Source organism: Coprobacillus cateniformis (genome assembly GCF_009767585.1).
Lineage (GTDB): Bacteria > Bacillota_I > Bacilli_A > Erysipelotrichales > Coprobacillaceae > Coprobacillus > Coprobacillus cateniformis.
The window spans coordinates 1258044-1272551 of record NZ_WSNW01000001.1 but is presented as its reverse complement, the minus strand read 5'-3'; the positions used below and the strand labels follow the sequence as shown (position 1 = coordinate 1272551).

9 protein-coding genes and 1 pseudogene are annotated in these 14508 nt (G+C 41.7%); all 10 read left to right on the top strand.

Annotated features, from left to right (window positions below):
• Positions 1-8: 8 nt before the first annotated feature.
• The 10 genes and pseudogenes from GQF29_RS18605 (at position 9) to GQF29_RS06495 (ending at position 14387) form a co-directional block, all read left to right on the top strand.
• Positions 9-5741: an N-6 DNA methylase gene (locus GQF29_RS18605; protein WP_438266054.1), complete on the top strand. Its 5733-nt coding sequence runs from the start codon at positions 9-11 to the stop codon at positions 5739-5741.
• Between the two features lie 174 nt (positions 5742-5915).
• Complete coding sequence (locus tag GQF29_RS06540; RefSeq protein WP_117599152.1) at positions 5916-8036, top strand: recombinase family protein; 2121 nt, start codon at positions 5916-5918, stop codon at positions 8034-8036.
• Positions 7961-8338 carry a TnpV protein gene (locus GQF29_RS06535; RefSeq protein ID WP_054325472.1) on the top strand — a complete coding sequence of 126 codons (378 nt, stop codon included), beginning with the start codon at positions 7961-7963 and terminating at the stop codon, positions 8336-8338. The genes GQF29_RS06540 and GQF29_RS06535 overlap by 76 nt, the downstream gene beginning before the upstream one ends.
• 340 nt (positions 8339-8678) lie before the next feature.
• The gene (locus GQF29_RS06530; RefSeq protein WP_071428839.1) at positions 8679-9239 is read left to right on the top strand and encodes an RNA polymerase sigma factor; all 561 of its coding nucleotides are present in this window, start codon (positions 8679-8681) and stop codon (positions 9237-9239) included.
• Entirely contained in the window at positions 9236-9928 is a 693-nt protein-coding gene (locus GQF29_RS06525) for a hypothetical protein (RefSeq protein WP_054690455.1), read from the top strand. The genes GQF29_RS06530 and GQF29_RS06525 overlap by 4 nt, the downstream gene beginning before the upstream one ends.
• 560 nt (positions 9929-10488) lie before the next feature.
• Positions 10489-11511 (top strand): AAA family ATPase, encoded by a 1023-nt coding sequence (locus GQF29_RS06515; protein ID WP_173783928.1) that lies wholly within the window; start codon positions 10489-10491, stop codon positions 11509-11511.
• Positions 11512-11691: 180 nt separating this feature from the next.
• Positions 11692-12957, top strand: coding sequence for a plasmid recombination protein (locus tag GQF29_RS06510; RefSeq protein ID WP_117599154.1), 1266 nt, complete (start codon positions 11692-11694; stop codon positions 12955-12957).
• Positions 12958-13080: 123 nt separating this feature from the next.
• Positions 13081-13269 (top strand): transposon-encoded TnpW family protein, encoded by a 189-nt coding sequence (locus GQF29_RS06505; protein ID WP_054325550.1) that lies wholly within the window; start codon positions 13081-13083, stop codon positions 13267-13269.
• A gap of 1 nt (position 13270) precedes the next feature.
• Positions 13271-14005, top strand: a pseudogene (locus GQF29_RS06500) (helicase); the annotation flags it as partial.
• Positions 14006-14012: 7 nt separating this feature from the next.
• The gene (locus GQF29_RS06495; protein WP_001129922.1) at positions 14013-14387 is read left to right on the top strand and encodes a TnpV protein; all 375 of its coding nucleotides are present in this window, start codon (positions 14013-14015) and stop codon (positions 14385-14387) included.
• The last annotated feature ends 121 nt before the right edge of the window (positions 14388-14508 follow it).

The following is a 14508-nucleotide window of genomic DNA, read 5'->3' as shown; positions in this document are numbered from 1 at the left end:
CAAGGGTAATGGCACGAAAATATGACCTTATTTCTGAGCTTTACAACCGCACCTGCAAAACGGTTGTGTCAAATCCTCAGAACTGGCAGGCATTCTTAGCTTCGGCTTGCCGAAATTATAAGTTACGCTATGACGAACAGCTTCTTGTATATGCACAGCGACCTGATGCAACGGCGGTTCTTGAGATAGAGCAGTGGAACAAAATTTTTGGCAGATGGGTCAACCGAGGTGCAAGAGGTATTGCTGTTTTTGCTGATGAGAACCGTTCACGGCAAAGACTGACACATTACTTTGATATTTCAGATACTCACGAAAGCAGATATTCAAGAACAGTCCCGATTTGGGATATGCGTCAGGAATACGAAGCTGATGTGATTGAAACATTGGAAAGCACTTTCGGAGAGATTGAGAATAAGAGCAGTCTTGCCGAAGCAATTATGGGAGCAGCAAGAAATGCGGCAGAGGATAATATCCCTGATTATCTGCAAGACCTTTACTATGCAACCGAGGGCAGTTCCTTTGAGGAAGTGGAAGAGGATATTGTGGCTTTCATTTATAAAAATGTCGTGACAAATAGTGTGGCATATATGATGATGTCAAGGCTTGGCGTTGATACGGACGGTTATTTTGAACTTGATGATTTCAGAGATGTTACCAACTTCAATACGCAGGAAACACTCAATGCACTTGGATTTGCTACCAGTGATATTGCAGAAATGGGATTGACGGAAATATCTAAAACAATTACTGCACTCAACCGTCAAAATCGCATAATTGTCGGTCAGGACAGAAATGAATACAATAAGGTTGAAAATAACGACGAAAGGAGTTTGGACAATGAACGAACTGACCTACACGATGGTGGGCGATTACAGCCTTCCGAACCTGAAACTTCCACAGCAGCCGGAAGTGACTTTGGGCAGATACGCTCAGATGAGGAGAGAGTTTCTGAAGGAACATCACAGAGTCCTTTACTACAATCTCCTGACGAGGGGCGAACTGACACAGCACTTGGCGGAAGTGGAACAGAGAGCCAGCAAGATGGAGGAAACAATCCTGAGCCAGATGGCACAGAAAGAGGGAGTGACCGAACAGATGAAAGCAGAGGATATGATGAAATGGGTTCGTCTGATGAACTCCCTTCGCAGCTCGGCACAGGAAATCGTGAAAGCGGAAGTGATATTCGCTTAGAGTATTACGACAGAACGCATGAGGATAAAAGCCTTCCGTTCTTTGGACGTGATGAAGTAATCAATGAAATTCTCAGGACGACACCACATTTGTCAGCTAGTCTGGAAGAAATCAAAGATTATTATGAACGTAATCCTGATAACAAAGACCGTACAGAGTATATAAAGAGTATTTTCAATAATGATTATACCGAACTTACTTTAGAGGACGGCGGGACAGTAGGGTACAAGACCTTTGAAAACGTTCTGCATTTGTGGGAGGGCAAATACGACAGCAGAACCGCACAGAGCTTTTATGATTGGGCTGTTATTGCCCGACACTTTGAAGCTATGCGATTACTGGGAGAATTAAGTGACAGCATAAAACCATTACCGTCAATGGACGGTCAGATGACATTCATATTAGACGGTCGGGCAGAGGAAAAGAAAACCTCTGCCTTTGTTTTTTCTCAGGAGATTATCGACGCTGTTCTTGCGAATGGAAGCGGATTTTCTGAGGGAAAAATGCGTATCTATGAACAGTTTGAAAAAAGCCTTTCTGCAAAAGAAAATGCCGACTTCTTGAAAAATGAATACGGTTGGGGCGGTTCTTATCCCGTCATAATCGGGGCAGGCATTGATGAGAGCCACGATGGAAAAGGTATTACGATTACGAAAGGCATCGGTAAAGAAAATCCACATATCACACTTTCGTGGTCGCAGGTGGAGAAGCGTATCGGGGAACTTATCCGAATGGACAGATACTTAAATCCAAAGGAAAAAGAACGTTATCCTCAGTGGCTTGAAAGTCAAGAGGAACGCAGAGCCAAAATCGAGGAAATGAAAAGAAATCGTGAGATACTCTCTAATGCACCACCGGAGCAGGAGGTTGAACCAGCCGAAAAAGAACCTGAAGAAGCAGAACAGCCGCAAGATGTGCAGTATGAATATCATCTTGGCGATAAGGTGTATATCGGTGCTTCTGAGTATGAAATCTTATCTGTTGATGATGAGAGAGTAATGCTCTATGACTATGATATGCCACTGTTCAATAAGGAATTTTCACGCACAGAGTTTGACAGAAAAGTGCGTGAGAACCCGATGAATGAGCATTTGATTGTGAAGGAAGAACCTGCCGAAGAAAGAAATGAAACGGAAGAAGTTCAGACCAATATGGGCAGTATGCCGATTGAGGATTATCGAGAGATAGTAGCTTCACAGTCAGGTTTTGACAGCTATGATGAGATGTATCATCAGGGGTATCGCATAGGAAACGGTTATGATAAAGAGCCTGAGCCGGTAGTTCCTGCTTGGGAGCATAAGAAAAAGGTCAAGGGCTTTGACCTGCACCCTGATGTGCCTATGGCAGACCGTCATACCTTTAATCTCAGAGAAAATGAGGTTGAAACAGTTGGTAAAAAAGAACGCTTCCGCAGAAATATTATGGCGATACAGCTTCTTAAAAAATGTCAGGAAGAAAACAGATTTGCCACTCCTGAAGAACAGATTATCTTATCAAAGTATGTCGGTTGGGGTGGGCTTTCAGAAGCCTTTGATGAAAATAATTCAGCGTGGGCAACTGAATATCTGGAACTTTCTTCGGTATTAACACCGGAGGAATATGCTTCGGCAAGAGAAAGCACGTTGACTGCGTTCTACACGCCGCCCGAAGTAATAACAGCCATTTATAAGGCAATGGAGCAGATGGGCTTTCAGGAGGGCAACTTGTTAGAGCCGTCCTGCGGTATCGGTAATTTCATCGGTATGCTGCCGGACACAATGCAGGACAGTAAGATTTACGGTGTGGAACTTGATACGATTTCCGCAGGGATTGCACAGCAGCTTTATCAGAAAACAACCATTGCGGCACAAGGATTTGAAGAAACCAATTTGCCGGACAGCTTCTTTGATGGAGTGGTTGGTAATGTGCCTTTTGGAGATTTTAAGGTATCGGATAAAAGGTATGACAAGCATAAGTTCCTGATACACGATTACTTTTTTGCAAAGTCCCTTGATAAGTTAAGACCCGGCGGTGTGATGGCTCTTGTAACGAGCAAAGGCACAATGGATAAGGAAACTTTAGCAGTACGAAAGTATATTGCACAGAGAGCAGAGCTTCTTGGAGCAATTCGATTGCCGAATAATACCTTTAAGGGTAATGCAGGAACGGAAGTCGTTTCGGATATTCTTATCCTGCAAAAGAGAGACAGACTGATAGATATTGAGCCGGATTGGGTTCATCTTGATACCGATGAGAACGGAATTAAGATGAACTCTTATTTTGTGCAGCACCCTGAAATGATACTTGGAGAAATGAAGATGGTATCGGGGCGTTTCGGTATGGAAGCAACTTGTGTACCGTATGAAAATGCAGACCTTGCAGCACAGCTTGATGAAGCGGTAGCAAATATTCACGGAGAAATCACGGAATATGAAACCGAGGAAGAACTGGAGGAGGAAGATAATTCTATTCCGGCAGACCCAACAGTGCGAAACTTTTCCTATACGGTAGTGGACGATAAAATCTATTATCGTGAAAATTCCCGTATGACTCCGGTGGAAGTGTCGGCAACCGCAGAGAACCGAATTAAGGGTATGATTGCTATTAGAAATTCCGTCAGAACGCTGATTGAATTGCAGACAGAAGATTACCCTGACAGCGAAATCAAAGCGGAGCAGGAGCGATTAAACAGACTTTATGATACCTTTTCAGGTAAGTACGGACTCATTAACAGCCGTGCAAATACTTCTGCTTTCTCGCAGGACAGTTCATTCTCTTTGCTTTCCGCATTGGAGATAATCGGAGAGGACGGAGAACTGGAGCGTAAGGCTGATATGTTTTCTAAGAGGACAATTAAGCCGCATACTCCGGTTACTTCTGTTGATACGGCAAGCGAAGCATTGGCGGTATCTCTTGGAGAAAAAGCTACGATTGATATGGACTATATGATGGAGCTTTCCGGTAAATCGGAGAATGAAATCTTTGAGGACTTAAAGGGTGTTATCTTCTTAAATCCGCTTTATGAGTATGGTAATGCTTACGAACCGAAGTATCTGATGGCTGATGAATACCTTTCGGGTAATGTCAGGGAGAAGCTGAGAATTGCAAAGAACTCGGCAGAACTCTATCCGGAAGATTATAAGGTCAATGTGGAAGCACTTCAAAAGGTGCAGCCGAAAGACCTGACTGCAAGTGAAATTTCCGTGCGACTTGGTGCAACTTGGCTGCCACCGGACGATGTGCAGGAGTTTATCTTTCATTTGCTTGAAACACCACGCTATGCACAGTGGAATATCAAAGTTCACTTCTCTCCATTTACGAGTGAGTGGAATATGGAGGGCAAATCTTACGACAAAGGAAATGTAAGGGCATATAACACTTACGGAACTTCCCGCATCAATGCCTATAAGATTATCGAGGAAACGCTGAACTTAAAAGATGTGCGTATCTTTGATTATATCGAAGATGATGAGGGAAAGAAAAAAGCTGTCCTGAATAAAAAGGAAACAGCGATTGCTCAGTCGAAGCAGGAAATGATTAAGCAGGAATTTCAGGACTGGATATGGTCTGACCCTGAACGAAGGGAAAGGCTTTGCAAATCCTACAATGAGAAATTCAATAGCGTCAGACCTCGTGAGTATGATGGAAGTCATATCATCTTCAATGGTATGAACCCTGAAATTGAACTCAGGGAACATCAGAAAAATGCGGTTGCCCATATCCTTTACGGAGGAAATACGCTTCTTGCACACGCAGTCGGAGCAGGAAAAACTTTTGAAATGGTAGCGGCAGCACAGGAGTCGAAAAGGCTTGGACTTTGTAATAAGTCACTGTTTGTTGTACCAAATCACTTGACCGAACAATGGGCGGCTGAGTATTTGCAGCTCTATCCAGCGGCGAATATCCTTGTCGCAACAAAGAAAGATTTTGAAACCAAGAATCGTAAAAAGTTCTGCGGCAGGATTGCAACCGGAGATTATGACGCCGTTATCATCGGACATTCACAGTTTGAGAAAATCCCGATGTCCATTGAAAGACAGAGGGCAATCTTAGAACAGCAGCTTGAGGAGATAACCGGAGGAATTGCAGAACTCAAGCGAAACCGAGGGGAAAACTTCTCCATAAAGCAGCTTGAAAAGTCAAAGAAATCTATCAAGCAGAAACTTGATAAACTCAATGACCAGACGAAAAAAGATGATGTTGTAACCTTTGAGGAACTTGGTGTAGACAGGCTTTATATTGATGAAAGCCATTATTACAAGAACCTTTATCTTTATACAAAAATGCGTAATGTGGGCGGTATCGCACAGACGGAAGCACAGAAATCTTCCGACCTCTTTATGAAGTGCCGTTACCTTGACGAGATTACCGGAGGACGAGGAACCGTATTTGCAACGGGTACACCTATCTCAAACAGTATGGTGGAACTCTACACGATACAGCGATATTTGCAGTACAACACGCTTGTGAAAAATGGATTACAGCACTTTGATGCCTGGGCTTCCACTTTCGGAGAAACTATTACGGCAGTGGAACTTACACCGGAGGGCTATACTTTAGTAGGACGATAAATAATGCGTTTCTAAATTGAAAATAGGCTATCAAAATCGGTCTTGGAACTTCAAAAAAATATTTTGATTTTCTTGAAAAACAGTTCCGCTTTGTACCCCTATTTTCTCCTATTAGCAGAGGGAGTAATCCCTGTAATGCTAAATCGGATTACATAAGGAAAGGAGGATAAGAGAATGTCAAGGAGTTCAAAGATTACAGCACTCTATGAGCGTTTGTCGAGAGATGATGATCTTAATGGTGAGTCAAATTCAATCACCAATCAAAAGCAATACTTGGAAGATTACGCCCGAAGAAATGGTTTTACGAATATCCGTCATTTTACTGACGATGGTTTTTCGGGTGTAAATTTCAATCGTCCGAGTTTTCAGGAGTTGATTAAGGAAGTAGAAGCAGGAAATGTCGCAACGATTATTGTTAAGGATATGAGCCGATTAGGGCGAAACTATCTGCAAGTCGGTTTTTATACGGAAGTTCTGTTCCCACAGAAAGATGTCCGTTTCCTTGCGATAAATAACAGTATCGACAGCAATAATGCTTCTGACAATGACTTTGCCCCATTTTTGAATATAATGAACGAATGGTACGCAAAAGACACAAGCAATAAAATCAAGGCTGTGTTTGACGCCCGTATGAAAGACGGAAAGCGTTGTAGCGGTTCAATTCCCTATGGATATAACCGATTAGCAACCGACAAACAAACGCTTGTCGTTGACCCTGTGGCTTCTGCGGTGGTAAAGCGTATCTTTTTGCTTGCCAACGAGGGCAAAAGTCCGAGAGCAATCGCTGAATTGCTTACCGAAGAAAAGGTTTTAATTCCGGCTGCACACGCAAAGGAATATCACCCCGAACAGTATAACGGAACAAAGTTTTCAGACCCGTATCTTTGGGGAATGTCAACCATAAGAGCGATTTTAAGCAGACAGGAATATCTCGGTCATACTGTTTTGCGTAAATCGGTCAGCACCAATTTCAAACTGCACAAAAGAAAGAATACCGATGAAGATGAACAGTATGTATTTTATAATACGCACGAGCCTATCATCTCGCAGGAACTTTGGGACAGCGTTCAGAAGCGAAAGAAACGAGCGAACAGGACAGCGGCAAGAGGAACGCATAGCAACCGTTTAAGCGGTTATCTGTACTGTGCGGATTGTGGCAGAAGAATGACCCTGCAAACGCATTACAGTAAAAAAGACCGTTCGGTGCAGTATTCTTACCGTTGCGGCGGATATGCAAGCAAAGTAAACTCCTGCTCTGCCCATTCAATTAGTGCTGATAATGTTGAAGCCTTGATATTATCGGCTGTCAAACGATTATCAAGATTTGTTCTGAATGACGAAGAAGCCTTTGCAAAGGAACTTCAAGCACTTTGGAATGAAAAGCAGACAGAAAAGCCAAAGCACAATAAATCGGAATTGCACCGTTTTCAGAAGCGATACGATGAATTGTCTAAACTTATTCGTGGCTTGTATGAAAATCTTGTTTCGGGATTACTGCCCGAAAGACAGTATAAGCAACTGATGAAGCAGTACGATGACGAACAGGCTGAGCTGGAAACGAAGATTGAGGAAATGGAAAAGGAACTTACCGAAGAAAAAGTAAATGCTGTTGATATTAAGCATTTCATTTCTTTAATTCGCAAGTGCAAAGAGCCGACAGAAATTTCCGATTTGATGTTTGCTGAACTCATTGACAAGATTGTGGTTTATGAAGCAGAGGGTGTGGGAAAAGCAAGGACACAAAAGGTTGATATTTACTTCAACTATGTCGGGCAGGTCGATATTGCCTATACAGAAGAAGAACTTGCTGAAATAAAGGCACAGGAAGAACAGATTGAGATGGAACGCTTGGCAAAACAGCGTGAGCGTGAAAAAGCCTACCGAGAGAAGCGAAAGGCGAAAAAACTCGCTGAAAACGGTGGAGAAATCGTCAAGACAAAGATATGTCCTCACTGTCAAAAAGAGTTTGTGCCTACAAGTAACCGACAGATATTCTGTTCAAAAGATTGTTGCTATCAGGCAAGGCAGGACAAGACAAAAGCCGACAGAGAAGCTGAAAAAGGAAATCATTATTATCGTCAGCGTGTCTGTGCTGTGTGTGGCAGTACCTACTGGCCTACACACAGTCAGCAGAAATTCTGTTCCGAAGAATGTCAAAAGATAAACCATAACGAGAAGTCTTTGGAATTTTATCACAAGAAGCAGAAGGAGAAATCAGAATGCAAAGATTTATTACAGACGAAAGAACTGGTATCCAGTACGAACTCATCGGAGATTATTACTATCCCTGCTTGACGATAGAAAACGAAGAACCGCCTACGCTCACAAAATACGGAAGAATGAGGGAAAGATATTTGAGGGAGCATAGGAAAGTCTTATATTGCAATCTGCTTACAAGCGGAAAGTTATATGAACACCTTGCTGAAATTGATACTTCGGCGTGTAATATGGCGGAGTATCTGATAAAGGAAATGGCAAGAAAACAAGGTGTGACGGAACAACTGAAAGCGGAGGATATGATGAGATGGGTCGGATTGATGAATAATATCCGAGCCTGTGCAGATGAGATTGTATTGAACGATATTGTGTATTCCTAATAGCATACCAGCCGAAAAGGAACTGCTGTCTTTACTGATGGCAGTTTTCTTTTTCGGGAAGTATTCAAGAAGTCATTAAGTCGTGAGTGTAATGGAAGTGGTTAAATTGAAAGTTCATAAAGATGGTATGATGTGTTAAAATGAGAGTGATGAATTGTAATTTTCCGCATTGAATATTAAGAGACTTGTAGGTGTAAGCCTTTTGCTGTTTTATTATATTCTTTCAAAAAATGAAAGCTAATCTTTGAATAAATATTTTTTGAATTTAAGTGACGCTTGACACATTTTTCCCGTTTATTAGGGTGAAAGGCCTTAATACAAGGGAAAGGAGGAGAAGCCTATGGATGATAAGCAGATATTAGATTTATATTGGGAGCGCTCCGAAGCTGCTATATCCGAAACTTCAAAAAAATACGGAAAGTATTGCAGATACATAGCCTTTAATATTCTTCACAATGACGAAGATAGCGAGGAATGTGTAAATGATACTTATTTAAGAGCTTGGAACAGCATACCGCCTAACCGTCCATCTGTCCTAAAAACTTTTTTAGGGAAGATTACTCGCAACCTATCTTTGGACAGGTACGAACTGCTTAATGCAAAGAAACGTAATGGTGGGCAAATGCCATTGGTTTTTGATGAAATACAAGAGTGCATACCATCGTTGGATAGTACAGAAAACATTGTTGAAGAAATCGCTCTAACGGATATTCTCAACCGCTTTCTTTCTTCCCTGTCATTAGAACAGCGAAAAATCTTTATGAGAAGATATTGGTATTTATCGCCCATTAAAGAAATTGCAACGGAATATGGTATGAGCGAGAGCAAAATCAAGATGTCATTATTTCGTTCAAGGAACGAACTCAAAAAATTGTTAGAGAAAGAAGGTATCTCTGTATGAAAGAAAAGAAACTTTTAAGGGCATTGGGAAATGTCGATAATCAGTATATTAAGGAGGCTGAACCTATGAAAAAAACAAGTAAAATAACTAATCGGCAAAAATGGGTGTCTGTTGCAGCTTGCTTCGTACTCGTTGCTGTGATTGGAGTGGGAGTTTTTCAAAGCAATCTGTTTGGTACAAAAAACGATATTGCCACGCTGAATGATGGAGAAACAATTACTTTTGTTAAAAATGACTTATCACAATCTTCAATTAACTTAAATGTAACAACAAGACCTTTGAGCGATGCTGAAATTGAAATGCTTTTTGCAGACTTGCCTGTTACCGCAGATGCTTATTTTGATGCTGACAATCATAATATTCTGGGTTTTGAGGGAAAAATTGATGATACAAGAATGGTAGTTTCTAAACAGGGTGTAAATCTATTAGATACTATCATTGATGGAAATACAATCACTTCAAGTGTAGACGGCGTTGATATCAACGCAGGATATTTCGTAACAAAGTCAAATAGTCAAGGTGTCAAAACCGTAATATATTATGCAACCTTTGATATGGGAGAGAACACTATTTATGTAGAGTATTCTGGCGTTGAAAATGAAAGTGAAACTGTAAAAAACAACTTGGCAGACACAATTTTGAAGTTGATTGAGAACGGTGCATTTGATTTGAGCCAAATCCAAGAATAATCTGCAAATTTCATATACTAAGAACTTGATGTAACACCCTATACCCTTAAAAAATAGGGAAAGTAATATAAAGCCCCAAAAAACAAGTCTAAAAAGCTCTATTAGAACGGTATCTTCGCTTTTTGCCTGTTCTTATGATTATAATTTTAGTGGTCACGTTTTTTGCTACTTGAATGACAGAAAACATCGTAGAAATACGGTGTTTTTTGTTGCCCCAAACCCTACAATTTCATACATAACCACAGGTTAGTACAAATACCTTGCGTGATTTTTTTGAAAGGCTTAGAAAGGCAATTTTGCCCGATTTTCGCCCCGAAAAATGACAGAAACAAGGCTCTGAGTATCTTTCCTGTGGTTTTTTTATTTTCAGACGGAAAGGAGGATTGATATGCCGAGAATGAGTAAGAAACGGAAACAAGATTGGGCATTGTTTCTGAACGAAAGAAATCGCATTACCTACAACGAACTTTGCAGAAAATGCAGTAATGACTGCAAGCAGAGTTTCCGTTGTATCGTGGTGCTTTGCCCTAAGTATTTATCGAAAAGGAGAACGAAGAAAAATGAAGCAAATGGAAAATGAAATGAATGTAAATGTCCCTCTCGAAGTTATTAAGGCAAGTGAGATTGAGCCGAAGGAAGTGAAATGGCTGTGGTATCCGTATATTCCGTACGGCAAGGTTACGCTGTTGCAGGGCGATCCGGGCGATGGAAAAAGCAAGTTAATGCTGTCAATCGCCGCACTGCTCTCTAAGGGCGAACCTCTGCCTTTTACTGAAACGGAAGAAAATGAGCCTATGACTATCATCTATCAGACAACGGAAGATGATGCAGACGATACGGTAGTACCCCGATTTAACTCTGCCGGTGGGAACGGAGAAAACCTTATCTTCATCAAGGAAGATGAAAAGTCTTTATCCTTTGGAGATAACCGTATTGCTGAAGCAATCGAAAAGTATCACGCAAAACTTTTAATTCTTGACCCGATGAGTTCCTATATCGGAGAGAACTGTTCAATGAACAATGCCAACGAAACAAGGGCAGAGTTTAATCACTTGATTGCAGTTGCAAAAAATACTGGCTGTGCCATCGTGATTATCGCCCATATGAACAAGATGAGAGATATAAATCCTCTTTATCGCACCAACGGTTCGATTGATATTGCGGGTGCTGCAAGAAGTATTCTTGCAATCACACGCACACCGAACAAAGAAGCACCAGCGGAACGATATATGGTGCAAGTGAAATCTAACCTTGCCCCGACAGGCTCGGCAATTCTTTTTGAGGTGGCAGAAAAGGGAGTGGACTTTATCTCTGAAATGGAAATGACAGCAGAAGAAGCGTTCCAATCCCTCGCACCCAAAATGGGCAGACCGAACGAAAAGGAAATCAAGGCGAAAGAATTTCTTTTGGAAATGCTGAAAGACGGAGAAATGCTTTCTTCGGATTGCGAAGAAAGACTTGAAGCCGCTGGGTTCAAAAAATCGACCATCAAAAAGGCAAAGAAGAAAGCAGGAGTTATCTCCCGAAAACAAGGCTTTCTGTGGTACTGGTCTTTGCCGATGGGCGATATACCGAGAGAATAAAAGCAGGCTGTCTGATGGCGGGACAGTCTGTTTTTATGATGGAGGTATCAAAAGGAGGTCAAGGGGGAACACCCTTGCCCACGACATCTTTGCAGACGAAGTCTGAAAGTGTCATAGTGGGTTACACACATTCAGAGAATGTTGTGTAATGGCTTCGCCCTGTCTGGAAAGGAGAGAAAAATGGCAAAAACCAATAAGGCGGATATGAGTTGTGCAAGGGTAAAACAGTACACCGCTTTTGATGTGAGCAAGGCGGAAAGGCACAATGAACGCAAGAATGAAACCTATGAAAATATGAATGTGATTACGGAACGCATAGCCCTTAATGTGCATTTCAAAAAACCGACTGTCCCAACCTATATGGAGCAGTTAAAGCAGATGGAAACAGACGGGTTAGTATCGCTTCGTGGACTGAGGAAAGACGCTACCCTTTTCAATGAGATTGTGATTGATGTGAATACGATGTACTTCGAGCGTAACGGTGGTTATGAATATGCAAAGCAGTTTTATGAAGAAGCCTATCATTTCATCGAAGAAAAATTCGGTGCTGATAATGTTATATCGGCAGTAATGCACGCTGATGAAATCAATGTAGCCGCAACCGAGGAACTGGGAAAAGAGGTTTACCATTATCATCTTCACGCAATGGTTCTGCCTGTTGTGGAGAAAGAAATCTTATGGAGTAAGCGTTGTAAAAACCCCGAACTGCGAGGAACGGTCAAGGAAGTGGTTAATCAGATAAGCCATTCAAAGAAATGGAAATCGGATATTCCAATGACCGATGAAAAAGGAAATCCATTGTTAAAGAAGAACGGCAAGCCGATGTTTCGAGCTTCGTACAGCATACTGCAAGATGAACTGTTTAATTATATGACGGAACGAGGGTTCAAAGGCTTTCAGCGTGGCGAATACGGAAGTACAGCAGAGCATTTAACTTCCCTGCAATATCAAATCCAACAGGACAAAGAACGATTGGAGAAGTTGCAGAAGCGTATTCAAAAGGAACAGGTTAAATATGAGCCTGCCCGTCATATCTCAAAGACCTTAAACGAGATTGACGGTATGGGACAGAAAACCTTTACGGGCAAGATGGCAATATCCAAAGAGGACTACTCACAACTGACTGCCCTTGCAAAAGAGGGAATTACCAGTCGTGCGGAAATCAATAAGTTGGAGCAGAGTGCAAATTATTACCGACAGAAATATTTTGACAGTGCAAACGCATTGGAGAGAATGAAAACCAAATACAACGAACTGAAAGAAAAGTGCAGACCTTTTCTTGAAGCGTTGGAGCATTTCCCCGAAGTTGCTAAACTTTTTACCGAAAAAGTGAAGCAACTTTTTTCTTTTAAGGAAGCACAGGAACGAGCCGAAAAAGAAGCGAGGGAAAAAGAAAGACAAGAGCGTATTAAGGCACGAAGAAACAAGCGTGGTATGGAAAGATAACCATTTCCATTATACTCACGACTTAATGACTTCTTGATATGTTCCGATGAAACAGGCTGTATTTGTGGGGTGTTCCAAACGGAATGCCCCACAGTCAATTTATGAAAAGGAGAAACGGACTATATGAAAGAAAACACTTTATCTTATACAACGCGAATAGGCAAAACAACTTTTATTGTCAATGTGAAGCAATCGGAAAGTGCGAAGAAGCCTTTGAATACGGTGTTTCAAGAAATATGCCGACACGAGATGTTAGGCGTTTTTTCAGCAGATAAATATTTGAATTTAGAAAACTTACAAAAATCATCTTGACAAACTCGTTCCCGAAGGAACGGGATACCGAGCAAAGACAAGGTTCGCAAAATTCTATAACTTGCCTGAACTAATGGCAATGTTCAAGGAGATAGCGGACATTAAGACAGCGGATATGTTGAACCTGCCAGTACCGGAAGCAAAGTACCATAACATTGCAGTAAAGCCGTCGGAAATGCAGAAGGAAATGGTTGCTTCCCTTGCAGAGAGAGCCGAGCAGGTGCGTGGCGGCGGTGTGGATTCAAGCGTAGATAATATGCTGAAAATCACAAATGACGGAAGAAAACTGGCTCTTGACCAGCGTATGCTAAACGATATGCTGCCTGATTTTGAGGGCAGTAAAATCAATGCCTGCGTCGATAACATCTATCGGATATGGAAAGAAAATGCCGACAAGAAATCGGCACAGCTTGTATTCTGCGACTTGTCCACTCCGAAGAATGACGGCACATTTTCCGTCTATAACGACATCAGGAAGAAGCTAATTGAGAGAGGTATTCCTGAAAGTGAAGTGAAGTTCATACACGAAGCCGACACGGATATGAAGAAAAAAGAACTGTTCCAAAAGACCCGCAAGGGAGAAGTCAGGGTGCTTCTTGGCTCTACTCAGAAGATGGGAGCAGGAACGAATGTACAGGACAAACTTATCGCACTTCACGACGTGGATTGTCCGTGGCGACCTTCAGATGTAGGACGGATTTTGCGGACATTCAAAATAAAAAAGAATGTGGAGGTAACAGACAATGGCAAAATCATTATTTGAGGAACTGGGCGGCAAATACGAAAGGCAAGGGGATTATTTGATACCGTGCTTAACTGTACCCGCCGAAGAAGAACAGGCAATAGGCATCTGGGGGCAACGGCATTTAGATTATCTAAAACAGTACCGTAAAGTTACATACACCAATCTTCTTACAAGCGGCAGGCTAAACGCCTACCTTGCCGACATCAACAGACAGGCACAGGAACGCTTTGAAAGGCTCATAGAGGGTATGAAACAGGCACAGGGCATAACGGAACAGCTAAAGGCAGAAAACGCCTTAGAATGGACAGGATGCCTCAATAACATAAGGGCTTGTGCGAGGGAGATTGTGGAAAAGGAAATTATTTTTGCATAAACAGATGATTAGTGGCAGGGGGAAATCCTGCCGCTTTTTCTGCTTTAGTTTGTCAGCTTGACAAATAAAGGGTTAAGGAATATAATTAGATTCAGTATTATACAAGGAGTTAATAAATATG

Coding starts and splice junctions, on each gene's coding strand:
- GQF29_RS06540 (WP_117599152.1), top strand. CDS start 5,916: ATGTCAAGGAGTTCAAAGATTACAGCACTCTATGAGCGTTTGTCGAGA.
- GQF29_RS06530 (WP_071428839.1), top strand. CDS start 8,679: ATGGATGATAAGCAGATATTAGATTTATATTGGGAGCGCTCCGAAGCT.
- GQF29_RS06510 (WP_117599154.1), top strand. CDS start 11,692: ATGGCAAAAACCAATAAGGCGGATATGAGTTGTGCAAGGGTAAAACAG.
- GQF29_RS06535 (WP_054325472.1), top strand. CDS start 7,961: ATGCAAAGATTTATTACAGACGAAAGAACTGGTATCCAGTACGAACTC.
- GQF29_RS06515 (WP_173783928.1), top strand. CDS start 10,489: ATGAAGCAAATGGAAAATGAAATGAATGTAAATGTCCCTCTCGAAGTT.
- GQF29_RS06505 (WP_054325550.1), top strand. CDS start 13,081: ATGAAAGAAAACACTTTATCTTATACAACGCGAATAGGCAAAACAACT.
- GQF29_RS06495 (WP_001129922.1), top strand. CDS start 14,013: ATGGCAAAATCATTATTTGAGGAACTGGGCGGCAAATACGAAAGGCAA.
- GQF29_RS18605 (WP_438266054.1), top strand. CDS start 9: ATGGCACGAAAATATGACCTTATTTCTGAGCTTTACAACCGCACCTGC.
- GQF29_RS06525 (WP_054690455.1), top strand. CDS start 9,236: ATGAAAGAAAAGAAACTTTTAAGGGCATTGGGAAATGTCGATAATCAG.